Origin of the sequence: Peribacillus sp. TH14 (assembly GCF_016651145.1) — a bacterium.
Lineage (GTDB): Bacteria > Bacillota > Bacilli > Bacillales > DSM-1321 > Peribacillus > Peribacillus butanolivorans.
On the sequence record NZ_JAEKEK010000001.1, the window covers coordinates 2,365,419 to 2,390,542 of the forward strand.

Genomic DNA, 25,124 nt, shown 5'->3' on the forward strand with positions numbered 1-25,124 from the left:
TACAGTACTGAAGAACAATCATTGTGATAGTAAAGGAGGGGTCCTCAATGGATTTGTTCAACTGTCAAAACTGTAATTCGTTATTTGTTAAAACAAAATTTCGTGATGTTTGCGATGCTTGCTATAAAGAAGAAGAAGCTAAATTTGATGAAGTGTATGCCTACATTCGCAAGAAAAGTAATCGAACGGCGTTAATGATGCAAGTGGTTGAGGCCACAGGCGTGGAAGAAGATTTGATTATTAAATTTGTAAAAACAGGAAAACTGAGAATTTCCCAATTTCCTAACCTAGGCATTCCTTGTGAAAAATGCGGGACCAACATTCAAAGTGGGAGATTATGTAGCAAATGCAGCGATTCCCTTCGCTCTGAATTGCAGACTTTTGAAGATGAAGAAAAGTGCCTAACTAAAATACAAGAACGAAATAAAAAAAATACGTATTATATTAAAGATAATCACGAAGGATAATCCTTGGCTTCATGATTGGTATTTTGTTAGAATATTCGGTATTGAGAACAAAATTCGACAATGGTTGTCGAAGGAAAGATTACAGGAAAACATAAAAAAAAATAAGTCCTTGTCGATATTAATGATAGGGAGAATAAACACAGCCAAGAGTCATTCTCATGGTCTGTTAAAGGAATCGAAATATGAAGTTATATATAAGATTAGATAAAGAAAATCGGCCGAAGGAGAGGATCTGGAATATGAAAATCAATAACGTCGGTATGACAGGGATTAACCCGTATAATCTTCAAGCCAATAAAGCGGGGAATGTCAAAGAATCTAAGGTCAATGCCTCAGATAAAGTTGAAATTTCTTCAGCGGCAAAAGAAATGCAGCAATTATCTCCAATTCCTGCTGCAAGACAAGCAAAAGTGGACGAACTGAAAATCCAAGTAGAAAATGGAAATTATAAATTGAATTCACAGGCGACAGCAAAAGGCATTATTGATTTTTATCGAAAATAAATTATTAATAAACGTTTGATTATTGTGAACGGAAACATATTCCGTCCATCATTCATGAGCAGAGGAGGGAGTAAGAATGTCTGCACGAAACATCATCGAGTCGGTTGAAAAATTGATCAAGCTTCATAAAAGTTTCAATCAATTAGCCTTAAGAAAAACAACCATTTTAAAAGCTAGCGACACTGAGGCAATTACCGCCCTGCTGATCGAAGAACAAAAGCATATTAAAGCAATCAGTCAAACGGATAAAGAAAGAGAAGCAGCAGTCGAGGGATTTTTTACAGCAAAAGGAGCAGTGAGACAGACTGCTTCCATCGACACAGTAATGGAATTAACAGAACCAATTGAAACGGCTGCACTAAAACGACTAAAAAAAGAGCTAATCGATGAAGTAGCTAAGCTGAAAGAGCGGAACATTTTAAATCAGCAATTAATCTATCAGTCACTTCAATTCATTAATGTCTCTTTAGATATGCTGAGACCGCAAACTCAGGATATGAACTACGGGAAGTCCGTTAAAAAGCCAACAAAAAGCGGTATAGGCATATTTGATTCGAAAGCATAAGAAACAGAAAAAGATGGGGGTTTGAGCAAATGATTTCAACCTTTATGGGGCTTGAAACAGCTAAACGTGGATTATCGACCTCACAAGGAGCCTTGTATACTACAGGAAATAACGTTGCCAATGCCAATACATTAGGATATTCAAGGCAGCGTGTTAACTTGGTACAGACATCTGGGTTTCCTACCGTCGGATTAAACAGCCCTCGTGTAGCAGGTCAACTCGGGACAGGGGTGGCTGCAGAAACTGTACAGCGAATCCGAGACAGCTTTTTGGACTCGCAATACAGGACTCAAAGTAATAAAATCGGTTTTTACGGGGCGATGAGCGAATCATTGTCTAAAATGGAAGGCATCATGAATGAACCAACCGACAGCGGGTTAGCTGCAATGATGGAAAAATTCTGGAATTCTCTGCAGGGGTTAACGGCCAACACGGAAAACTCAGGGGCTCGTGAGGTTGTTGCCTCAACAGGCGTTATGGTCGCGGATACCCTTAACTACTACTACAATTCGCTAAAAAGCGTTCAAACGGATATCGGAAATCAAATAAACGTTAAAGCGAACGAAATCAATCTGCTTATTAGCAGTATTGATCAACTTAACCAGCAAATTAGTAAAGTAGAGCCGCATGGGATTATCCCGAATGAACTTTACGATAAACGTGATTTACTTGTAGACAGCCTCTCTCAGCTTGTCAGTATAAACGTAAAAAACGTCATTCCAACTGATTATGGCAAAGCTAGTGATGTAGCAACAGGACTATACAACATTGAATTAATGCAAGAAGACGGTTCTTCTTATGTGCCACCTATCAATCTAGTCAGTGTTAACCAAACTGGGATGCTTGGAACTTCAAAAGTTGAAGTTAGCTATGATAAATCGACAGGTATGGTAGATGGAGTGAAATTTGGTTCGAAAACATTAACGGAGTACAAGTTTTCAGGAGAGCTATCCGGGTTGATTAACAGTTTTGGCTATAAAAAGAGTGATGGTACAATCGGAGGAACCTATCCTGATATGCTGCAGAAGCTGGATAATATGGCAACGGCTTTTGTGAATGAGTTTAATGCTATTCATAAGCAGGGGTATGCGTTAGGAGCTAGTGAAACATCGACATTAAACTTTTTTGAAATTGAACCAGGTAAGAGTGCTGCTGAAAGCATCAAGGTGAATAGTGAGATATTGAAGGACCCTTCATTAATCGCCGCAGGTGGTAATAGTGGAGGAGCTTCTGGGGATAATGAAAATGCTAAACTCTTAGCTGATTTGAAAAAGAAAGCTTTTAGTGATTACTCAACTAAAGACCAAAATTCTAAGGAGTTAACTGGGACCTTTGACACCTATTATTCCGGGATTATTGGGAAATTGGGTGTTGATTCACAAAGTGCTCAAAAGAATCTTTCCAACTCTGTAGTGCTTGCTACATCCGTTAACCAAAATAGAGACTCTGTCAGTTCTGTATCCTTAGATGAAGAGATGACAGATATGATTAGGTTCCAGCAAGCTTACAATGCTTCTGCAAGAATGATGACGATGATGGATGAAATGCTCGATAAAATCATTAACGGAATGGGTACGGTAGGCCGATAATAGGAGTGAGAAAATATGCGTGTGACGCAATCCATGCTAACCAATAATATGTTAAGTAATTTAAGCAGAAGTTACGAAAAAATGGGCAAGTTGCAGGAACAAGTCTCTTCTCAAAAAAAATTCTCTAAACCATCCGATAATCCTGTTGCTGCAATGATGGGAATGGGGTACCGGATCAATCTCAATCAAATCCAGCAGTATACAAGTAACATCTCGGAGGCAACTAACTGGATTGATAGTACAGATGATGCCATTAGTGAAGCAGTTTCCGTTCTGCAAAGGATTCGTGAGTTAACCGTTCAAGGTAGTAATGGAACCTATGATGGAGAACAGTTTGAAAGTGTATCAGAAGAAATTAAGCAATTAAAAGAACATCTCGTAAGTATAGGTGATACCCAGATTGGTGGGAAATATATTTTTAACGGTCAGAATACGAATGTGAAACCATCTTCCGTTAAAGATGGTGATGGGAATATATTGTACGGCACAGGAGCTATTAATCTTGAAGTATTTTCTGGGATTACTATTCAGATTAATACAGACGGATCCAAGCTTTTTGGAGATGCGCTTGCTATTGGCGGCAGCATTGATCAAACGATCGATGCACTTGAAAACGGCGGTGACGTGAGTAGCACACTGGAAGGAATTGACGAAACTATCAATACATTCTTAGCTATGCAAGCTCAGGTTGGTGCCAGGCAGAATCGAATTGAATTGATGACGGACCGCCTAAAGCAGCAGGAAGTTTTTGCTACAGAAATCCTTTCGAAAAATGAGGATGTCGATATCGAAAAGGCGATAATGGATTTAACGACCCAGGAAAGTATTCATAGTGCTGCATTAAGTGTTGGAGCAAGAATCATCCAACCGAGTTTACTAGATTTTCTTCGCTAAGCTATTCCTAAATGGGTAGCTTTTTTTCTATAAGGAGAGGAGCGATAAGGATGCAAATGCCACAAATACAATTGCAGTCTTCCTCAATGAAGATTGGATTGAATATAGACCAACCTGTACAGGAAATTGAACAGAAGGCAGCGGGCCAATCAATTGAACAGCCGAGAGCAATCTTAGAAATTCAGATAACCCCAGGGAAGCTAACGATTGATCAAACAAAAGCGAGAGAAGATATGGATTTGAAAAGCCTATCCAAGCGAGTTGAGGAATTTGCACAGCAGGGCTATCAGGATTGGCTGGCAGGTATGGCGAGAAGGTCACAGCAAGGCACGGAGTTGAGACATATTTAAAACGGAGGTAATGCAATCGCGGTTCAGGCGAAGCGAAACAGCAAGGGGCCAGAAAAGCAATTCAATCTCAGCTGGATTCCCTCTCATTTCAGTGTTCAGCTGGACTATCAACCGGCTCAGGTAGAAATTGAAGCAACCCCTCAAAAACCGATCATCGATGTGCAGGTTAATAAGCCAAACCATACATACACGCCAGGTAATGTAGAAGTGGAAGTTTTACAAGAAAATTCGCTGGATATAGATTTCATTAATTTGTTTCCAGATGAGATAGGTGAGTGAAAACATATATGAATAGACAAACAAAATTTCATGGCGAAATAGAGATAGCACAAGAAAACATTTATACATTTGAAAGCGGGATACCAGGGTTTTTAGACGAAAAACAGTTTTGTTTGCTAGCTTTGGAGGAAACACCATTTGTCGTTCTGCAATCTCTAACAACAAAAGAGGTTGCTTTTATTATTTTGAACCCTTTTGATATTTTTCATGATTATGAAGTGAAGCTTTCTGATGAGGTACTATCTACTTTGCAAATAGAAGCAGAAAAGGAGGTTATTACGTTCGTCATTTTAACAATCCACGAACCTTTCAAGAAAACGACCGCTAATCTTCAAGCACCTATCATTTTAAATAGCTCTAAAAAAACAGGAAAGCAGTTTATCATGAATGGAAGTGGCTACATGACTAAGCATCTTCTTATTGAACCTTCAGTAGAACAGGAGGAAAAATAATGCTTGTTCTAACTAGAAAATCTAATGAATCGATCATGATAGGTAATGATATTGAAATTACGGTCTTAGCTATAGAAGGCGAACAGATCAAACTTGGTATAAATGCTCCAAAAAATGTGGAGATTCATCGAAAAGAAATCTATCTATCAATTCAGCAAGAAAATAATGAAGCTACTAAAACAGAAACCAGTATTCTGGAAAATTTATATGAACATTTCAAGAAAAAATCTTAAAATCTCTAAATATGTTTCTACGCACGTCGATATTATACATACAACGATAAGTAGTGAAATAGACGGGAGTCTTATTCACTATTCATCGTAAAAAACCACATGGATGTGGGAACTTAAAACTCAAGGAGGAAACAAAAATGATTATTAATCACAATATCGCAGCTCTAAACACACACCGTCAATTATCAAGTGCAACAAATGCACAATCTAAATCAATGGAGAAACTTGCTTCAGGTCTTCGCATCAACCGTGCAGGTGACGACGCAGCAGGTCTTGCTATTTCTGAAAAAATGCGTGGGCAAATTCGTGGTCTTGACCAAGCTTCTCGTAACGCCCAAGATGGTATCTCTTTAATTCAAACAGCTGAGGGAGGACTTAATGAAGTACATTCTATCCTTCAACGTCAGCGTGAATTAGCAGTTCAAGCATCAAATGACACAAATGTAGATGCAGATCGTAAAGCTTTACAAGATGAATTTGCACAACTTTCTTCAGAAATAGAGCGTATTAAAGACAATACGACTTTCAACACAAAAAAATTGCTGGACGGTTCAGACGCAAACGGTAAAATTCAAGTTGGCGCTGATGCAGGTCAAACAATTGACATCGACCTAACTACTGTAGGTGTTGATTTATCTGCTGCTCACACTGCTGTTGCTGCATTAGATATATCAACTCAAGCAGGTGCTGATGCTGCTGTTACTGCTGTACAGGCTCAAATAGAATCTGTTTCTTCAGGTCGTTCATATCTAGGAGCAGTTCAAAACCGTTTGGAGCATACAATCAATAATCTAAATAATGCTTCAGAAAACTTAACTGCTGCTGAGTCTCGTGTACGTGACGTTGATATGGCAAAAGAAATGATGAACCAAACTAAGAATTCAATTCTTTCTCAAGCAGCTCAAGCAATGTTGGCTCAAGCTAATCAACAACCACAGGGTGTTCTTCAGTTATTACGTTAATTTTTACTCTACAGTTTAGAAAAAAAGGACTCTAGAATTTTTCTAGAGTCTTTTTTCGTTTCTAAGGAAATTAAATTGCTAAAGTATTACTTAATAGTCCATATTAAACTCGCTAAGGTAGAATCCTTTTTCATAGAGAGTTAGTAAAAGAATAATTATCGAAGAATACAGAAAGTCATAGGTATAATCAAAGTTTCCAAGGTTTTAAATAGATGCTTACTAAATAAATCCCGTATATCTTACTTCTTAAGAAATGTTGAAAGCCTAAATATAAAATAGTAATTACCGATATAAAAAATAAAGATAATACATTGGGGGCATTAAGATGCTGGAGAGTTTATCCACGAATATTCTTTCCTCACAACTTAGAACAGCAATTTCAGATGGAATTAGTTCCTACTATCAGAGAGAAATAAATACAGTTACCTATTCAGAACAAAGTGCGGAATCTAATATTGAGCCTTCAAAAGAAAGGGTTCAAGATGTAGTTGATAGTTTAAACACCTTTCTGAATCCAACACATACGGCAGTTCGTTTTGAATATCATGAAAAATTGAATGAGTATTATGTCAAGGTTGTGGATGACGTAACCAATGAAACGATTCGGGAAATCCCACCAAAGAAGCTTTTAGACTTTTATGCAGCGATGACCGAGTTCGTCGGTATTATGGTAGATGAAAAAGTATAGGTAGGTGATGTTACGATGGTAAGAATTAACGGTTTAGCGAGTGGGATGGATATTGACGCGCTTGTTAGCAGTATGATGCAGGCTGCACGTGTTCCTTTGGATACGCTAGAACAAAAGAAACAAAATGCTGAATGGCAGCGAGATGATTATCGTGAGATCAATAAGTTATTGTTGGAACTGGATACCCTTATTAAAGATGGAGTGGGGATGCAAAAATCCTTTATTCAGAAAACAGTGTCAGTTTCTGATCCTAATGCAATCTCAGTAAAGAATATCAATTCAACGGTTGATTTTTCTGGGACTTTGACAGTAGGAAAATTAGCTTCAGCAGCAACTATGCTCAGTAATGGGGCAGTGGGAGTTGAAAAAGCAACAGATATCATTCCTGAAGCGTATATAGGACAGGAAATAAAAATTGAAACGATTAATAAGGACGGTTCTTTAAATACCTTTACAACAAAAATTGAAGATACTGATACGTTAAATAGTTTAATATCAAAAATTAATGCTAATTCAGGTGTTACCGCTTTTTATGATCAGAACACGAAACAGATTTCATTTACGGCGAAAAACACGGGGGCAGTTCCAGATGGATTAACAAGAGAAGATGGAACGAGTGTTACTGCAGAAATTGGTTTGAGTGGTACACTCTTTACGGATCTCCTAAATTTAGATGAAAATAATATAGTTGCTGTTGGAGCGAGTAGAGGAACGGCCGGTCAAAATGCAACCTTAAATTATAACGGTCTGGATATTGAACGTTCCGCCAACACATTCACCATTAACGGTGTTGAAATTACTCTTAAACAGGGGAATACGGGTCCGGTAACCTTTTCGTCTACCTCAGATGTAGACGCAGTTCTAGATACTGTTACCCAATTCGTTGACAAGTACAATGAGATTATCGCTAACATCAAAACGAAGACAGATGAAACAAAGTACCGTGCATACCAACCGTTGACCACGGCACAAAGGAAAGACATGACTGAGGATGAAATTAAACTGTGGGAAACGAAGGCAAAGAGTGGGACACTTCGGGGAGATTCTATGTTGACGGGTCTCCTTACGAAAATGCGGACCTCGCTATATACCTCTGTTGGTGGAAGCAACTCCGTCAACTCATTAAGTGAAATTGGAATAACTACTACAAGTAACTATCTTGAAGGTGGTAAGTTAACCATAAACGAAGAAAAACTGCGTGCTGCTATTTCAGAGGATCCAAACAAAATTTATGATTTGTTTATGAAATCAGGAGAAACAACTGGTGAAATGGGATTGGCCAAAAGGTTGAGGGCTGATATCAAAGCGACGATGACTAATATCCAAGATAAAGCAGGTAAAGCGACTTCTGTTAATAATTCAAGTTTCACGATTGGAAAACTCTTAAATAGCTACAATACGAAAATAGATAGTTGGCAAGACAAGCTGAAGGCTTTAGAAACCCGCTATTATAATCAATTCACAGCCATGGAGAAAGCGATTTCGAAAGCGAATAGTCAAAGCAGCAGCCTATCTCAGTATTTCAGCTAAGCAATTTTAGAAAGGAAGTTTGAATGATGGCAATCAATAATCCCTACCAATCTTATCAACAAAATTCGGTGAATACTGCCTCTCCAGGTGAACTTACGTTAATGCTTTATAATGGATGCCTTAAGTTTATTACATTGGGCAAAAAAGCAATTGCGGAAAAAAACTTTCAAGAAAAAAACACGAATTTAATTAAAGCGCAAAAAATCATTCAGGAGCTAATGGTCACATTAAAAATGGATTTGGCTATATCCAAGGAATTAATGTCCCTTTATGATTATTTGAATCGACGCTTGATTGAAGCCAACATTAAAAGTGATCTGGATATTTTAGAAGAGGTTGAAGGGTTTGTCATGGAATTTCGCGATACATGGAAGGAAGCTATTCAGTTGAACCGCCAGAAGCAATTTGCCAATAGTGGTCAAGCATAATGGGAGCTATTCAACATTTTTATGAGGCAACGAACCAATTACTTTCGACGTTGGAAAATGAGCAGGATCGGGACCGGAAAATTGAAAAGGTTGAGGCCTTGCTTGAGGAGCGGGAGAAGTTGATGGCAGGGATTCAACCGCCTTTTTCTGATTCTGAACAGGATTTAGGGAAGAAGTTAATCGAACTCAACGAAAAAGTTTCACAACTTCTAGAAGAACAAAAAGTAGAAATCCAACGCGATATTAAACAGCTAAGTCTCAAAAAAGAATCTACTAATAAATATGTGAACCCTTATCAATCATTATCCACAGATGGCGTGTTCTACGATAAAAGAAATTAGATATTAATCAGCCGTTTTAATTGCAAACAGTTTTAATGTTAATTGTTTTTAAATTTTCTGTAAATATTAAGGGCTTAATTTTTTCTTTATAGCTTTGTATTTGTTATAATAAAGCTAGGGCAGACATCAACCCTTTCCTAACCTTCCGACAATTGTTTCATAATCTCGACATATTTCATGATGTGTTTCTAAAGGAAACCGGAGGGGTATTGTAGAATCTAACTGTATAGTCTTAATTTAAGGAGGACTCACTTTATGAATTACAACGTACGCGGTGAAAACATTGAGGTAACTCCAGCAATTCGAGAATACGTCGAAAAGAAAATTGGCAAGTTAGAACGATATTTTAACAATACACCAGATGCAAATGTGTTAGTGAATTTGAAAGTTAACAATAATACATCCAAGGTCGAAGTGACGATTCCTATGCAGAATTTGGTTCTTCGCGCTGAAGAGGAAAATGCGGATATGTATGCTGCTATTGACTTGATTAATGACAAGCTTGAACGCCAAATTCGTAAACATAAAACGAAAGTCAATCGTAAATTCCGTAACAACTTATCTACAACTCCTGAGGCGTTCGCCTTTAATACGGAAATTGATGAAGTGGTGGATGAATTTGAAGATGATACTGATATTGAAGTAGTCCGCAATAAGCGCTTTGATTTGAAGCCAATGGATAGTGAAGAAGCGATTCTGCAAATGAATATGCTTGGTCACAGTTTCTTCGTTTACACCAATGCGGATACAAATACAACGAACGTTGTGTACCGTCGTAAAGATGGGCGCTACGGATTAATTGAACCTAGTTAATATGAATCTATAAACAAAAGCACAACCCAGACTATGGGTTGTGCTTTTTAAATTTTACTCCATCCATTGCAATGTTCATTTGGGCTAAGGAGTTCTATAAGCTCTGGAAAAAAACCACCGATTTCAACCATAGAAGTCAATGGTTGTTTATATTTCCTTCCTTTTTCCTTAATGAACTTTCGGCAATTTGATAAGTGTTTTGATAATGTGATAATAAGTAAAATCCATCTGTTGAAAACAAGGTATCAAATAGTATCGATTAATTGGTTGGCTCCTGGGAATTTCATTGTTCTCTAAAAAACACAATGAAGTATGGAATGTATTGTATTTTCTTTAAAAAGAACATTTTCCGTTCTTTAATAAGATAAATAGGTACTTATACCTATTTAAATAACCCCTCCTATTGCACTATACTCAGATTAAAGTTCTTTAAAAAGAACAATAATTTATTTATATAAAATGATTTGATTATGGTGCAGAGGAGTTGGATTTTTGTATCAGAAAAATTGCTATACATGTCATAGAGCGTCTTTTAGCAGTGCAGAATATGGAGGTTGGCTTTGTCCGACCTGCGGTGAGGACTTGTCTGCGCAAAAAGCCTTTGATGCACTTATTATGGAAAGAATTAATATGCCCCATCGTTTGAATAAGAAGGGCAATGTTTATAATTTTATAAAAAAACGAACGTGAATCATTTGAACCATCTTGTTTTGTACATGAAATAGACAAAAAATATCATGGATTTCTTGATTTTGTAATATTTTGTCGATAAAAAGTTGTGCATTGTGGTAATTTAGCGACATAAAGTAGCAATATTTGGAGCAAATATTCGCTATAATAACTTAATAAATATAGTTTTTGTAATAATTTCCCTGACAAAGGCAAGCTCAGCGAAAGATGAGGGCGCAAAGGCACAGGCCTAAGTTTGCTTAATGCTAAGATGGCTGGTCTGCCTGAAATACATACAAGTAGTATTTTAGGAGGATAAAAGAGGTGGTTAACGTGGAAGTGGATCAAGAATGGGTGAAGTTGATTTCAGAAGCTAGGAAATTGGGTTTTAAGAAAGAAGAAATTAGTGCTTTTTTAAAAAAAGAGAATCTAAATGTGCCACTAGAGCAGAACAATGAAAACTAAGAACCAAAAAGGAATGAAAAAAACATCCCTATAAACAGTTGATTTACAACATAGCTGTCTATAGGGATTATTTTATTTTCTGAAATTCTATCAATACTAGTTTGATAGAGCAGTACTATTTATGTTTGTGAAGATAGTTTAGAATTCATCTATTCTTGCTTATCTTTTCTCCATTTATTAAACTCAATGAACTCTCTGAATTGTTGTTTTGAAACGCCAGAATTCATAGCTTCCTCAACAATTTTCATCCAGTCAGTGTCCAAGGATTCCTTATTTGGTGCATCGTAAAGAAGGGCATCTACAGGAATGTTAAGTACAGAAGAGATTTTTTCGAGAAATTGAATAGAAGGATTCGTTTGTAAGTTACGCTCGAGCGAACTTAAGTATGACTTTGCTACTCCGGCTTTATCGGCTAGTTCAGTCATTGACATTTTCTTTTCTTCTCGCAGTTTTTTTACACGTTCACCAATCAACAATACCACCTCGAAACATGTTCTTTTTATCTTCGATTTATAAGTTTTAAACCCACATAAAATCACAGGAATAGGAAGCCTGAAAAGCTAGATTGCTTCAACTGACTATCAGTCATAGAGGGACCAAAAATTTCTATTGATAGAAGGTTGTGCTTACTTCGCATTTTCGTTTGTCTTGTTAAGGACTCATGTGAAAAGTGGGGAGTGTGTAATGTACTTTTGCTACTTCCCTCTATTTTAACAGTTTTACCCCTCTTTTATCCAATGTTTTTCGTAAGAACTGAATTCAGGTCCATAGACATAGAGTGACATGAAGTTGTACCTCTAGAATAGAAGTGTTAAAATTAAGCTTGGATTAGTATTAACAGAAGGTGTGTTTCTTCTTACTTATATGAATGTGTTATTGAATGATCATTACCATAATAGAGGAGCGTTATTGAATGCTTAATATATTAAATAAAGTTTTTGATCCGAATAAGCGAGAAATTAAGCGTCTGGAAAAAGTCGCTGATCAGGTCGAAGCGCTGGCTGATGAGACAGCTGCGTTATCGGATGAGCAGTTGCGCGCCAAAACAGAGGAGTTTAAGGAGCGTTATCAAAACGGGGAAACCGTGGATGATTTGCTTGTTGAAGCTTTTGCGGTTGCGCGTGAAGGGGCAAAACGAGCTCTTGGTTTGTATCCTTACCGTGTTCAAATCATGGGTGGGGCATCACTTCATGATGGAAACATCTCTGAGATGAAAACGGGGGAAGGTAAAACATTAACATCAACCATGCCGGTTTATTTAAACGCGCTTACTGGTAAAGGTGTGCATGTCGTGACTGTCAATGAATACTTGGCGCACCGTGATGCAACTGAGATGGGTGTATTGTATGATTTCCTGGGTTTGACTGTTGGGTTGAATTTGAACAGTCATTCTAAAGAAGAAAAACAAGCTGCCTACAATGCTGACATTACTTATAGCACGAATAATGAGTTAGGCTTTGATTACTTGCGTGACAATATGGTTTTGTATAAAGAACAAATGGTACAGCGCCCGTTGCATTTTGCTGTCATCGATGAAGTCGATTCGATTTTGATTGATGAAGCGAGAACGCCATTGATTATTTCTGGTTCAGCGCAAAAATCGGCACAGCTTTACATCCAAGCAAATGCGTTTGTGAGGACGTTACAAAAAGAAACGGACTATACGTATGATGAAAAAACAAAAGGTGTTCAGCTGACCGAAGAAGGTATGAACCGTGCTGAAAGAGCATTTAATATCGATAACTTGTTCGATATCAACCATGTTACCTTAAACCATCATATTAATCAGGCTTTGAAGGCGCATGTTTCCATGCATTTGGATGTGGATTATGTTGTTCAAGATGGCGAGATTGTCATCGTCGATCAATTCACTGGCCGTTTAATGAAGGGCCGTCGTTATAGTGAAGGTCTTCATCAGGCAATTGAAGCAAAAGAGGGCCTTGAAATTCAAAATGAAAGCATGACTCTTGCAACCATCACGTTCCAAAACTATTTCCGGATGTACGAAAAACTTTCTGGTATGACAGGTACAGCTAAGACAGAGGAAGAGGAATTTCGGAATATCTATAATATGAATGTTATTGCGATTCCAACAAACCGGAATATTGTTCGTGATGACCGCGCCGATCTTATTTACGCGTCAACGGATGGGAAATTCCGCGCTGTTGTGGAAGACATCGCTGAGCGTTATACAAAAGGACAGCCAGTGCTTGTTGGTACTGTTGCCATTGAAACGTCTGAAGTCATTTCTGCGTATTTATCCAAAAAAGGTATACCTCATGATGTTTTGAATGCAAAGAATCATGAGCGTGAAGCAGAAATCATTGCGAATGCAGGTAATCAAGGTTCAGTTACAATCGCTACTAACATGGCTGGCCGTGGTACGGATATCAAGCTTGGCGAAGGTGTCAAAGAACTTGGCGGCCTTGCTGTTATCGGTACGGAACGTCATGAAAGTCGAAGGATAGATAACCAGTTGCGTGGTCGTTCCGGTCGTCAGGGAGATCCTGGGGTTACTCAATTCTATTTATCAATGGAAGATGAACTGATGCGACGCTTCGGTTCGGATAATATGAAAAGTATGATGGCACGTCTTGGTATGGATGATTCACAGCCAATTCAAAGTAAAATGGTGACGAGAGCCGTTGAATCTGCTCAGAAACGAGTGGAAGGGAATAACTTTGATTCGCGTAAACAATTGCTGCAGTATGACGATGTCCTACGTCAACAACGGGAAATCATCTATAAACAGCGTTTTGATGTGATGGAAAGTGAAAACTTACGTGAAATTGTTGAGACGATGATTGAGGCATCCATTCAGCGCAATGTTGCTGCGTTTGCCCCAATGGGTGATGAAGAAGGCTGGAACTTACAAGGTCTTGTCGATTACTTGAATGGTAACCTATTCAATGAAGGTTCAATCACAATAGAAGATTTAGAAGGAAAAAATGAATCGGAATTGGTTGAATTTATTTTAGATAAAGTGAAAGAAGACTATGATCAAAAAGAAGCAGAGCTTTCAGAAGATCAAATGCGAGAGTTTGAAAAGGTTATCGTTCTTCGTGCGGTGGATAGCAAATGGATGGACCATATCGATGCTATGGAACAATTGCGTCAAGGGATTCACCTTCGTGCTTATGGTCAAATTGACCCACTTCGTGAATACCAATCAGAAGGTTTCGCAATGTTTGAAGCCATGATTGCCTCCATGGAAGATGAAGTCGCTAAATACATTATGAAAGCTGAAATTCGCAACAATTTAGAACGGAAAGAAGTCATAAAAGGACAAGCGGTCAATCCGAAGGAAGAAGATGGAGGAAAAGTGAAGAAGGCTCCAGCCCGTAAAAAGGATGAAGTCGGGCGAAATGCCTTATGTCCATGTGGCAGCGGCAAAAAATATAAGAATTGCCATGGTAATTTAGCCTAAAGTTAGGTGTATAATGATAAGAGAGACGGTGTAAGAACTTGCCGCCTCTTTTCATGTTTAGTTTGCGTATAGTTTGAAGATGTTTATTGGTACTGAAACACATCCCTGTACAGGGGTTTTTTTAACATACTTAATGAGGTGAAGAGAAATGGAATTAGCAGAAATTAGAAATGAACTTGAACGAACCGCACAACGATTAACAGACTTTAGGGGGTCTCTTTGACTTAGATGAAAAAGAGGCACGAATCGCACAACTAGAAAATGAGATGACACACCCTGATTTTTGGAATGATCAGTCAAAAGCACAGACTGTCATCAATGAAACGAATGCATTGAAAGATCAAGTCAATCAATTGTCCGATTTGAATGATGCATATGAAAATCTGGATTTGACGTATGAATTAGTGAAAGAAGAAAGCGATGAAGAACTTCTTGCTGAGTTGGTAGAAGAAATCACGATTCTTTCACAAAAGATGAATGAATTTGAACTTCAACTTTTACTAAGTGAAGAATATGATTCGAAAAATGCAATTCTGGAATTGCATCCTGGTGCAGGTGGAACTGAGTCCCAAGATTGGGGTTCAATGTTGCTTCGTATGTATACAAGATGGGGTGAAAAAAGGGGCTTTAAAGTAGAAACCCTTGATTACCTTCCAGGTGATGAAGCTGGAATCAAGAGTGTCACGCTTCTGTTTAAGGGCCATAACGCATATGGTTATTTGAAAGCAGAAAAAGGTGTTCACCGTCTAGTTCGAATTTCTCCTTTCGATTCATCAGGGCGCCGTCATACTTCATTCGTTTCTTGCGAAGTTATGCCTGAATTCGACGAGACGATTAATATAGAAATTCGTACGGAAGATCTGAAGGTTGATACGTACCGGGCAAGTGGGGCAGGTGGTCAGCATATCAATACAACTGACTCAGCCGTAAGGATTACGCATTTACCTACAAATACTGTGGTAACGTGCCAAAACGAGAGATCGCAAATCAAAAACAAGGCTCAAGCCATGAATATGCTGAAAGCCAAATTATATCAACTTGAAATTGAACAACAGCAAGCCGATTTGGATGAAATTCGCGGAGAGCAAAAGGAAATTGGCTGGGGAAGCCAAATTCGTTCTTACGTCTTCCATCCCTACTCCATGGTAAAAGACCACCGTACTAGTGCGGAGACAGGAAACTTGGGAGCTGTCATGGACGGAGATATCGATATGTTCATTGATGCTTATTTACGTTCAAAATTATAAGAAGTAAAAGTCGGGCCGGATTTTCTGGTTCGGCTTTTTTTATGATTACGTATACATGGAAGTTCAATTTACTACCACTGTAAAAGTCATTTGGCTGACTTTTACAGGATCTTATAGGGGATGCAATACAACGTTCGGCCAATACTAGATAAAAAATGATGGTTTTTTAGGAGACAATATAGAATGAGAAAAAGATACCGGGAGCAGAAGCACCCTTTGATACAAAAGTTAATGGAGTATGGGTTGGTAATTGTCGGTTCGGCTATTATTGCAATTGGTTTTAATGTATTCTTGCTTCCCAACCAAATTGCTTCAGGCGGAGTCAGCGGAATTAGTACGATTCTCGATTCTACGCTCGGTTGGGAGCCAGCCTATGTTCTGTGGGGATGTAATATTCCCTTATTTATTGCTGGACTTATTATACTTGGACGGCATTTTGGTGCCAAGAGTCTGATTGGAACCTTGTTCTTACCGCTTGTTGTTTTCCTTACAAAGGATTGGGAGCCATGGACGAATGATGCTTTGCTTGGTTCAATATGTGGGGGAATTATGGTGGGCCTTGGGTTAGGAATTGTTTTCCGCGGGAAGGGTTCCACAGGGGGAACGGATTTAGCGGCGCAGATTATTCATAAGTATACCCATATGTCATTAGGGACATGTGTAGCTGTGATTGATGGAATCATTGTCTTAAGCGCTGCGATTGTCTTTGATATTGAAAAAGGGCTTTATGCGTTAATAGGTTTATATGTGACAAGCAAGACGATTGATCTCGTTCAGGTTGGGTTGAATCGTTCTAAGATGGCATTAATTATCATGAATAATGAAATGGAAGTAAGGAATGCTATCTTACATGAGCTAGACCGGGGAGTAACACGAATTTCCGGGTATGGCGGCTATACGGATGATACTCGTCCAATATTGATGTGTGTAATAGACCAGTCGGAATTCACTAAATTGAAACAATTGGTTAAACTTGTTGACCCTAAAGCGTTTGTGATCGTAATGGATGCATCGGAAGTACTTGGGGAGGGTTTTAAACTAGATTAAAATTGGTATAATATTTCTGTACTGGTATAAATCAGAGGGGGTAAATTCTATGAAAAAGAAATGGTTAGCCTTATTAATGGGTACGTCTCTCGCCTTGGCTGCATGCGGAGGAAACAATGATAATGCAGATAATGAGCCAGCAAGTGATAAGAACGAAACTACAACCGTAGATGCAGGAGATGCAGCGAAAATTTATGAAAACAAATGCTCAAGCTGTCATGCAGTAAATCTTGAAGGTGGCGTAGGACCGAATTTAACGAAAGTTGGTTCGAGATTATCAAAAGAAGAAATCGAGCAAGTCATTGCAAAGGGTCAAGGAGCAATGCCAAAAGGTATAATTCAGGGAACCGAAGCGAGCAAAGTTGCTGAATGGCTTGCTGAACATAAATAACGACTATAGAAACGTTCTGCATACAGCGGGGCGTTTCATTTATCCTCCTTTTAAATCCACAGAAAACCCACATCTAATCCCTAATCAAGAAAACTAATCCTAGAATTATTACGTAGATGTTGATAATCTTTCTCACTGAAATGAAACTGTAATATTTTTATTCTTAATTTGACAAAATTAGATGTTATAATGTTTCTGTGCTCTAGTAAGAAAGATTCCTGTCAGATTCCAGTGAAAATTGTCGAAAAAGCTTAGTTACATAGATATAAAAACAAGCAAATTAGGTGGTTTTAGAATGATAGAAATGATAGATGTGAAAAAGACCTATCCTAATGGCGTAATTGCCATTAATGGACTCAATGTAAAAATAAAACCAGGCGAATTCGTTTATGTAGTAGGACCCAGCGGTGCCGGTAAATCGACCTTCATCAAAATGATGTATCGGGAAGAAAAGCCGACAAGTGGTAATATCTTGGTAAATGGTGTCAGCCTTCCAAGTATCCGCAATTCGAAAGTTCCTCTATTCCGCCGTAATATCGGTATGGTATTCCAAGATTTCAAACTCCTTCAAACCTTCACAGTTTATGAAAATGTTGCATTTGCGATGGAAGTTATCGAAAAAGAACCAGAAGAAATTAAAATGAGAGTCATGGAAGTTCTTGATCTAGTAGGGATTAAACATAAAGCTAGAATGCTACCTTCTGAACTATCTGGTGGAGAACAGCAGAGGGTTGCGATTGCACGTTCGATCGTCAATGACCCTAAGGTGGTTATCGCCGATGAACCTACAGGGAATCTAGATCCTGAAACATCATGGGAAATTATGAACATATTTGAAGAAATTAATAATCGTGGAACAACACTCGTCATGGCCACACATAATAGGGACATCGTTAACAATATTAAACGACGTGTCATTGCCATTGAAAGTGGAAAAATAGTTCGAGACGAACATCGAGGTGATTACGGATATGAAATTTAGAACATTACTCCGTCACTTCCGTGAAAGTTTTAAAAATATTGGCCGTAATGGTTGGATGACGTTTGCATCAGTCAGTGCAGTAACAGTCACTCTAACATTGGTTGGCGTTTTTTTAGTGCTCATGATGAATTTAAATCATATCGCGGGAAATGTGGAGAAGGATGTCGAAGTTCGTGCACATATTGATAATGCTGCGAATGATGACGATATAAAAGCAATCGGTAAGAAAATTACAGAGATGAGCGGCATCGAAACAGTCATATTCTCTCCAAAAGATGAAGAGCTCACCAATTTAATAGATGATTTAGGCGATAATGGTGATGCCTTCAAACCATTTGAACAGGACAACCCATTAAGGGACGTTTACATTATCAAAACGAAATCTCCGCAAGATGTCATCAAGGTGGCAAAAAAAATTGAAGGTTTTGAATATATCCAGAGTGTTAAATATGGACAAGGCTACGTCGAGAAACTATTCAGTTTCGTGAATATAGCCAGAAATATAGGAATCGTTCTTATTGTAGGTTTGCTTTTTACTGCGATGTTCCTTATTTCGAATACTATTAAAATTACAATTGTAGCTAGAAGAAAAGAAATTGAGATTATGAGATTAGTAGGAGCAACAAATAACTTTATCCGTTGGCCATTTTTCTTAGAGGGACTCTGGTTGGGAATTCTCGGTTCAATCGTGCCAATTGGTCTGATTTCAGTACTCTATTACAATATTTATAAATATGCAGCACCACAGATTACGTTTAAATTCATAGATTTTCTACCTGCAAGCCCGTTTATTTATCAAGTTTCGGCCATTCTTATTGCAATAGGCGCCGTTATCGGGATATGGGGTAGCTTGATGTCCGTTAGGAAGTTCTTAAAAGTATAAAAATGTATCTTCACACCTTCTTTTACACTCGAATGTCAAAAGAAGCCTAGTACAAATAGAGAGACGTTACAAGGCGTTAGATGTGACGGGATTGAAAGGGGAAATGAAACGTTGAAAAAAAATATCATTGCCATGAATGCTTCGATAATGATCGGGTTGGGGAGCATTTTAGTCGCACCTTCGGCTTATGCTGAATCGCTTTCAGATTTGCAACAAAAGAAAGAATCTATTCAGGAGAAACGTTCGGGTGTTGAATCGAATATTTCCGATACTGAGAAAAAAATCGATAACCTGCAGGATAAACAATTGACGGCAGAGGAACAAATTGCAGCCATTGAAGCAAAAATTGCAGAATCGACAAAAAAAATCGATGCTAAAAATGCTGAAATTACACAAACGAAAAAAGAAATTGAAGCATTAAAAGAAGAGATTAAAGTATTAAAAGAACGGATCGCCAAACGTAATGAAGTATTGAAGGAAAGGGCGCGTTCTTTCCAAGAGACTGGTGGGGACGTGAACTACCTAGAAGTGTTATTCGGATCATCCAGTTTCGGTGATTTAATTGACCGCGTCGGAGCTGTAGCGACAATTGCTGAAGCCGATCGGGATATTTTAAAGCAGCATGAGTTGGATAAAAAGGACCTAGAAGAAAAGCAGACAGCTGTTGAAAAGAAGCTTGCTAGTTTAGAAGTAGCCAAAGCCGAACTTTTGGAAATCCAAAAGCAACAAAAACAGCAGAAGCAAGAAAAGGCTGCTTTAGTTAAGAAATTAAAGCAACAAACCAAAAAACATGAAGATGAGAAAATGGGCTTAGAGGAAGAAAAAGCGAACCTTGCTGCTCAAGAAACTGCTATCAAATCGGCTATCAACTTAGAACAAAACCGTCTTGCAGAATTGGAAGCAGCTCGTAAAAAAGCGGCAGCCGAAGCGAAAAAACGTGCAGAGCAAGCAGCGGCACAAGCGGCATCACAGGCAGCTGAATCAAAAAAACAATCTTCTTCTTCAGGGGCTAGTGCAAAAAGCAACAGTTCATCACCATCACCATCATCATCATCCCAATCTTCGTCTAATGTAAGTCAAGTGCCAGCTGTTTCATCGGGTACTTTTACTAGACCAAGTGCAGGATATGTATCTTCAACAATGGGTGAACGTTGGAATAAACAGCATGCCGGCATTGATATTGCTGCTAGTGGAACGGTTCCTGTTGTAGCGGCAGCAGACGGAGTTGTAAGCCGTTCTTACTTCTCTAGTACATACGGTAATGTTATCTTTGTTACCCATTCAATCAGTGGTCAGCAATGGACAACGGTGTATGCACATTTAAGCTCTAGACAAGCAAGTACTGGTTCTGTTGTTGCCAAAGGTCAACAAATTGGTATTATGGGGAACACAGGACATTCATACGGTCAGCATTTACACTTTGAGCTACATAAAGGTGCATGGAATTATAGCAAGTCAAATGCAGTAAATCCATTAAACTACATACCTAATTAATACCCAATACATCAATAGAAAAACAGACTAGGATAAAATTCTAGTCTGTTTTTTTGTTGTGTTCACTATTGTCTACAAGCATATTTCCTCCAAGCTGCTCATATATTGAAATACATATCAGGGCAGAAATGGGGATAAATATGGTCAAAAAATGGGTACTTCCTCTAGCAATCATTATGTCATTAGTTATTGGGGCAGGGGGGGGCATATATTGGACAAGCTCCCCAGGTAAGAATGAGACAAAACAGGAAAACCAAATGGTAATAAAAGATAAGGAATGGGCAAAAGTGGAACAAGCTTATGGTTTGATCGTAAATCAGTATGTGGACAAGGTTGACGGTTCTCACCTTGTCGAAGGTGCCATTCAAGGTATGCTGTCAGCTTTGAAAGATCCATATTCCGTATATATGGACAAGGAAACCGCTAAGCAATTTAATGAAACTTTAGATTCCTCGTTTGAAGGGATCGGTACGGAAATCGGGATGGAAGATGGTAAGGTCATTATTGTGTCTCCTTACAAAGACTCCCCTGCTGAAAAAGCGGGGTTAAAGCCGAAGGATCAAATCCTTAAGGTGAATGATGAAAGTGTCGAAGGTTTGGATTTGTATGAAACACGCTTAAAGATCCGTGGTGAAAAAGGGTCAGCCGTTAAAATGGAAATAAAGCGTGCGGGGGTTTCAAATCCAATTGAATTCAATATGGTTCGTGCTGAAATTCCACTTGACACTGTTTTTTCATCGATTAAAGAAGCGGCGGGAGAGCAAATTGGCTATATCGAATTAACCACTTTCTCGGAAAATACCGCATCTGATTTTAAAAAGCAGATGAAGGAGTTAGAAAAGAAAGGGATTAAAGGATTGGTCATAGATGTGCGCGGCAACCCAGGCGGCCTCCTATCGAGTGTGGAAACGATACTTGGAGAGTTTATAACAAAGGATAAACCATATTTACAAATTGCTGAGAGAACGGGTGAAACGCAATCCTTTTTTACAAATCTAAATAAAGAAAAGGATTATCCAATCGCCGTCTTGACGGATAAGGGCAGTGCCTCGGCCTCAGAAATCCTGGCTGGTGCGATGCAGGAGGCGGGGGGCTACCCATTGATAGGTGAGAAGACCTTCGGCAAGGGAACTGTACAGCAGGCTGTACCAATGGGAGATGGCAGCAAGATTAAACTTACGCTATACAAGTGGCTGACGCCATCTGGGAACTGGATTCATAAAAAGGGGATTAAGCCTACAATTGAAGTAAAACAGCCGGATTTCTTTGATGCCCATCAGCTGTCCGTTGAAAAGGTACTTCAGCGTGATATGACTGATGAACAAATTCAATATGCCCAAACTATTTTAAAAGGACTTGGTTTTGAAACGGGACGTGAAGATGGCTATTATGACTGGAGTACAGAGATAGCAGTTAAAGCATTCCAAAAGCAGTATGGTTTGAAAGTGACTGGTAAACTGGACACTAAAACCGCTGCACACCTAGAAACCGCAATTCTGGAAAAAATTCAGGATGAAGACAATGATATTCAGTTGCGCACGGCATTGAATTATGTGGTGAAGTAAAGGAGAAGGCATCGCTCATTTGTGGCGGTGCCTTTTTTGCATGGTTTCAATTTGCAGGGTGGATATTTTAAATACGATGAACGGAGAAAACTTAAGGAAACGCTTTTTTTTCTTCATCTTAATAGGCAGGGAGCTGGCATATTTGATAGAATAGGAGATAACTGACTAGGAGAAATTATACATACATTTGATTACTTGTAAGGATGGTGGGAAGAAATTGACAACAGATTGGTTGAGTGCATGCTTACTAGGATTAGGAAAACTTTTTCTTCATCCATTGCTTTATGTTTCAATTGCATATTGTTTATTCATAGGCTATCTTCGCGTTAAACGAGAACGCCATGACTTTAATACGAAGATTTACAGAAAATCCATGGAGCTGCGTGCTTTGTTTCCGCAAGGAGTGATCTGGGGATTAATTCTTTCGTTCCTCACCTTGGCTTCTGGAATCGTCATTCCGCTGGCGGCGCTAATCATTGTGGCAGCGGTTACGATGATAGCTGTGCTGACCATGAACCGGAGATTTGTTTCACCCGTTTATACAATGGGAGTCACCTTCTTTATCCTTTTCTTTTTATACGATAGAGATATCCAACTGCCGATATTTCAGGATGCGTTTAATCAGTTGAATCAATCTGTCTATCCAACACTCGTTATTTTGATTGGGTTTTTATTGATTGCTGAAGGCTTTCTGATTGTTAGCAATGGAAGTAAAAAGATATCCCCTCAGTTGGAGGTTTCCAAGCGGGGACAGCCAATAGGTGTGTATGTTTCTCAACGAATATGGCTAATTCCGATGTTCGTTATGATTCCAGGGGGTGAACTTCCAGCACCTTTCGAATGGTATCCGGTTTTTTCAATCGGAGAAGTGAATCTGTCACCGATTGTTGTGCCCTTTTTAATTGGGTTTAAGCAAAAAGTTCATGGAACGCTTCCGGAACAGGCCATTAGGGCCCATGGTAAAAAGGTGGGAGCTTTAGGGTTTGTGATTACTGCATTCGCGGTTATTAGTAACTGGTACCCGCTATTGGCCATTATAACAGCTGTTTTAGCTCTTCTAGGACGAGAGTTTCTGCATTATTCCCAAAAGGTTTCGGATGCAAAGCTACCTTTTTATTTTTCGAAAAGCAAGCTTGGTGTCCAGATCTTAGGCGTTATCCCTCAGTCCCCGGCGGATAAAATGGGGTTAGTAAAAGGCGAGATCATTTCGAAAATAAATGGTATAGTCGTCAGGGAAGAAGAGGAGTTATACAGGGCGCTGCAAATAAATCGGGCTCACTGTAAGCTTGAGGTAATCGGTAATAATGAACAAATACGTTTTGTGCAAAGAGCCTTATTTGACGGCGAGCATTATGAATTAGGCATACTGTTTGTTGACGATCAATTGAAAGAAAGTGGACAAGCAGGGTAATTGAGATTTTTCATAATCACTTGGAATAGTGTCGTAATTCCACGTTAATAATTTTTGCGGGACGTATTATTTTTGATGTTAATCTATATAGAGGAAAATAGTTGCCAAGACGACTTCAGCAGATCGGCTAATAATAATTTCAATATATATCGACTGGATCTTTGAACACAGTACTAACTTTTATTTCGATGAAAGAGACAAAACTTCAATTGAAATGATTTGAAAAATAGAAACGGCCTTTCTCGATTTTTAAATCAAGAAAGGCCGTTTCTTTGTATGAGTTTTACTTTTTAAGCATTATTTTTTCTAGATCATCTAGCATTTTGTTAGCTGCAATAACACCGCCAGCCGTATTCCATGTTGCGTCGCTGACCTCATAGGCATTTCCTTTTTTCACTGCATCTAGGTTTTTCCAAAGAGGATCATTTGTCCATTCTTTTGCTGTACTTAGGGCTTGTTTGTCACCTTCAGGTGCGTATGTGAAGTAGAAAAGAATATCTCCATCCATTTTAGGTATGACTTCTTTTCCTACCTCAATTGCAAGGTTACCAAGTTTATTATCTGCAGTAAATAGTTCTTTCTGCTGCTCTGCACGCTTAAATCCTAATTGATCGAAAATTACTCCAGAGAATGAATCTGTGTAATAAATACGAGTTGTTCCAGCCATGAAACGAACAATAGAAACTTCTTGATTTACCTTATCACCAAGTTTAGCTTTTAAATCTTCAGTGTGGGCATCAAATTGAGCAATTACGTCGTTACCTTTTTCTTCAAGATTTAAAGCTTTTGCATATAATTTAAAGTTTTCTTTCCAATCTCCTCTAAGTGTTTCTGAAAAAACAGTAGGAGCAATTGCACTTAATTTATCATATACAGCTTCCTGGCGGATCTTGCTTCCGATAATTAAGTCAGGTTTTAATGCGGCAATTTTCTCTAAATTCACCTCATGCTCAACACCAACAACTTCAACGCCATCCATATCTTCTTTAATATGATCGTACCAAGGGTCTCCAAGCCAAGATTGAACAGCCCCAACTGGTTTAACTCCTAAAGCTAGTAATGCTTCTGTACCTTCATTTGTAAGAACTACCACTCTTTTAGGTTGTTTTTCTAATTTGGTTGTTCCCATGGCATGTTCAATTGTATAGCTTTTCTCTTCTTTTTTGTCATCAGCCTTATTTCCTTCTGCTTGGTCATTTGAACTTCCGCAAGCTGCTAGAAGGAAGACTGCAAATAAAGTAATAATAGTAAAAAGTGATCTAATCTTAAACATCTTATGTATCCCTCCTAATATAGAGCAAATGATAATCATTCGCACTTAACAGCATCATCATAAAATGAATATACTTTTCTGTCAATATATAATTGAAAATGATTCTCAAATTCATTGACATATTCCCTTTACCGCCAGTACAATTAATTATCATAAGTATTTACAAAAGTGATTGG

Annotated in this window: 25 protein-coding genes, 1 pseudogene and 1 riboswitch; of the genes and pseudogenes, 24 read left to right on the top strand and 2 right to left on the bottom strand. The window is 38.5% G+C overall.

Annotated elements, in window-relative coordinates:
• The first annotated feature begins 47 nt into the window (after positions 1-47).
• The 15 genes and pseudogenes from JFU50_RS11400 to JFU50_RS11470 all read left to right on the top strand — a co-directional run bounded on the left by JFU50_RS11400 (position 48) and on the right by JFU50_RS11470 (position 11,228).
• Positions 48-467: a TIGR03826 family flagellar region protein gene (locus tag JFU50_RS11400; RefSeq protein WP_098177201.1), complete on the top strand. Its 420-nt coding sequence runs from the start codon at positions 48-50 to the stop codon at positions 465-467.
• Between the two features lie 239 nt (positions 468-706).
• Complete coding sequence (gene flgM, locus JFU50_RS11405) at positions 707-970, top strand: flagellar biosynthesis anti-sigma factor FlgM (RefSeq protein WP_201187396.1); 264 nt, start codon at positions 707-709, stop codon at positions 968-970.
• A gap of 76 nt (positions 971-1,046) precedes the next feature.
• The gene (locus tag JFU50_RS11410; protein WP_201187394.1) at positions 1,047-1,535 is read left to right on the top strand and encodes a flagellar protein FlgN; all 489 of its coding nucleotides are present in this window, start codon (positions 1,047-1,049) and stop codon (positions 1,533-1,535) included.
• A 29-nt stretch (positions 1,536-1,564) separates the two neighbouring features.
• Positions 1,565-3,124, top strand: a complete 1,560-nt coding sequence (gene flgK / locus JFU50_RS11415; protein ID WP_201222649.1) for a flagellar hook-associated protein FlgK — start codon at positions 1,565-1,567, stop codon at positions 3,122-3,124.
• Between the two features lie 15 nt (positions 3,125-3,139).
• Positions 3,140-4,018 carry a flagellar hook-associated protein FlgL gene (flgL, locus tag JFU50_RS11420; protein ID WP_057215936.1) on the top strand — a complete coding sequence of 293 codons (879 nt, stop codon included), beginning with the start codon at positions 3,140-3,142 and terminating at the stop codon, positions 4,016-4,018.
• A gap of 56 nt (positions 4,019-4,074) precedes the next feature.
• A pseudogene (locus tag JFU50_RS11425) lies at positions 4,075-4,647 on the top strand (DUF6470 family protein).
• An 8-nt stretch (positions 4,648-4,655) separates the two neighbouring features.
• On the top strand, positions 4,656-5,099 hold the full coding sequence (gene fliW, locus JFU50_RS11430) for a flagellar assembly protein FliW (RefSeq protein ID WP_201187386.1): 444 nt from the start codon (positions 4,656-4,658) through the stop codon (positions 5,097-5,099).
• Entirely contained in the window at positions 5,099-5,332 is a 234-nt protein-coding gene (gene csrA / locus JFU50_RS11435; protein WP_056524408.1) for a carbon storage regulator CsrA, read from the top strand. Before fliW ends, csrA begins: the two co-directional genes overlap by 1 nt.
• A 137-nt stretch (positions 5,333-5,469) precedes the next feature.
• The gene (locus tag JFU50_RS11440; RefSeq protein ID WP_201187384.1) at positions 5,470-6,294 is read left to right on the top strand and encodes a flagellin N-terminal helical domain-containing protein; all 825 of its coding nucleotides are present in this window, start codon (positions 5,470-5,472) and stop codon (positions 6,292-6,294) included.
• 325 nt (positions 6,295-6,619) lie between these two features.
• Complete coding sequence (gene flaG, locus JFU50_RS11445) at positions 6,620-6,982, top strand: flagellar protein FlaG (protein WP_201187383.1); 363 nt, start codon at positions 6,620-6,622, stop codon at positions 6,980-6,982.
• Between the two features lie 15 nt (positions 6,983-6,997).
• The gene (locus JFU50_RS11450; protein ID WP_201222651.1) at positions 6,998-8,512 is read left to right on the top strand and encodes a flagellar hook-associated protein 2; all 1,515 of its coding nucleotides are present in this window, start codon (positions 6,998-7,000) and stop codon (positions 8,510-8,512) included.
• Positions 8,513-8,538: 26 nt separating this feature from the next.
• Positions 8,539-8,940: a flagellar export chaperone FliS gene (fliS, locus tag JFU50_RS11455; RefSeq protein ID WP_116821167.1), complete on the top strand. Its 402-nt coding sequence runs from the start codon at positions 8,539-8,541 to the stop codon at positions 8,938-8,940.
• The gene (locus JFU50_RS11460; protein WP_053348570.1) at positions 8,940-9,281 is read left to right on the top strand and encodes a flagellar protein FliT; all 342 of its coding nucleotides are present in this window, start codon (positions 8,940-8,942) and stop codon (positions 9,279-9,281) included. The genes fliS and JFU50_RS11460 overlap by 1 nt, the downstream gene beginning before the upstream one ends.
• Before the next feature lie 255 nt (positions 9,282-9,536).
• Positions 9,537-10,094 carry a ribosome hibernation-promoting factor, HPF/YfiA family gene (gene hpf / locus JFU50_RS11465; RefSeq protein ID WP_053348571.1) on the top strand — a complete coding sequence of 186 codons (558 nt, stop codon included), beginning with the start codon at positions 9,537-9,539 and terminating at the stop codon, positions 10,092-10,094.
• An 870-nt stretch (positions 10,095-10,964) separates the two neighbouring features.
• Positions 10,965-11,051: riboswitch (cyclic di-GMP riboswitch) on the top strand.
• A gap of 36 nt (positions 11,052-11,087) precedes the next feature.
• The gene (locus JFU50_RS11470) at positions 11,088-11,228 is read left to right on the top strand and encodes an anti-repressor SinI family protein (protein WP_309558283.1); all 141 of its coding nucleotides are present in this window, start codon (positions 11,088-11,090) and stop codon (positions 11,226-11,228) included.
• 149 nt (positions 11,229-11,377) lie between these two features.
• Here the strand turns inward: JFU50_RS11470 and JFU50_RS11475 are convergent, their stop codons facing one another.
• Positions 11,378-11,701, bottom strand: a complete 324-nt coding sequence (locus JFU50_RS11475; RefSeq protein ID WP_201222652.1) for a helix-turn-helix domain-containing protein — start codon at positions 11,699-11,701, stop codon at positions 11,378-11,380.
• Between the two features lie 440 nt (positions 11,702-12,141).
• Between JFU50_RS11475 and secA the strand changes: the two genes are divergently transcribed.
• The 9 genes from secA to JFU50_RS11520 all read left to right on the top strand — a co-directional run bounded on the left by secA (position 12,142) and on the right by JFU50_RS11520 (position 23,675).
• Positions 12,142-14,655, top strand: coding sequence for a preprotein translocase subunit SecA (gene secA / locus JFU50_RS11480; protein ID WP_201187380.1), 2,514 nt, complete (start codon positions 12,142-12,144; stop codon positions 14,653-14,655).
• Positions 14,656-14,803: 148 nt separating this feature from the next.
• Positions 14,804-15,902, top strand: a protein-coding gene (gene prfB / locus JFU50_RS11485; RefSeq protein WP_235569524.1) for a peptide chain release factor 2 whose coding sequence is annotated in 2 segments (ribosomal slippage) — positions 14,804-14,866 and positions 14,868-15,902 — 1,098 coding nt in all. Because the reading frame shifts where the segments join, the coding sequence is not laid out codon by codon here.
• A gap of 231 nt (positions 15,903-16,133) precedes the next feature.
• Positions 16,134-16,949, top strand: coding sequence for a YitT family protein (locus JFU50_RS11490; protein ID WP_376106588.1), 816 nt, complete (start codon positions 16,134-16,136; stop codon positions 16,947-16,949).
• 49 nt (positions 16,950-16,998) lie between these two features.
• A complete protein-coding gene (cccB, locus tag JFU50_RS11495; RefSeq protein WP_201187379.1) occupies positions 16,999-17,340 on the top strand; it encodes a cytochrome c551 in 342 nt (113 codons plus the stop codon).
• 295 nt (positions 17,341-17,635) lie between these two features.
• Positions 17,636-18,322: a cell division ATP-binding protein FtsE gene (gene ftsE, locus JFU50_RS11500; RefSeq protein ID WP_201187377.1), complete on the top strand. Its 687-nt coding sequence runs from the start codon at positions 17,636-17,638 to the stop codon at positions 18,320-18,322.
• A complete protein-coding gene (gene ftsX / locus JFU50_RS11505) occupies positions 18,312-19,205 on the top strand; it encodes a permease-like cell division protein FtsX (RefSeq protein WP_201187375.1) in 894 nt (297 codons plus the stop codon). Before ftsE ends, ftsX begins: the two co-directional genes overlap by 11 nt.
• Positions 19,206-19,316: 111 nt before the next feature.
• The gene (locus JFU50_RS11510) at positions 19,317-20,699 is read left to right on the top strand and encodes a murein hydrolase activator EnvC family protein (protein ID WP_201222654.1); all 1,383 of its coding nucleotides are present in this window, start codon (positions 19,317-19,319) and stop codon (positions 20,697-20,699) included.
• Between the two features lie 140 nt (positions 20,700-20,839).
• Positions 20,840-22,264 carry a S41 family peptidase gene (locus JFU50_RS11515; protein WP_201187371.1) on the top strand — a complete coding sequence of 475 codons (1,425 nt, stop codon included), beginning with the start codon at positions 20,840-20,842 and terminating at the stop codon, positions 22,262-22,264.
• 217 nt (positions 22,265-22,481) lie between these two features.
• Positions 22,482-23,675, top strand: a complete 1,194-nt coding sequence (locus JFU50_RS11520) for a PDZ domain-containing protein (protein ID WP_201222655.1) — start codon at positions 22,482-22,484, stop codon at positions 23,673-23,675.
• 283 nt (positions 23,676-23,958) lie between these two features.
• Here JFU50_RS11520 and JFU50_RS11525 read toward each other — a convergent pair whose 3' ends face one another.
• Positions 23,959-24,948, bottom strand: coding sequence for an ABC transporter substrate-binding protein (locus JFU50_RS11525; protein ID WP_056524448.1), 990 nt, complete (start codon positions 24,946-24,948; stop codon positions 23,959-23,961).
• Positions 24,949-25,124: the final 176 nt, after the last annotated feature.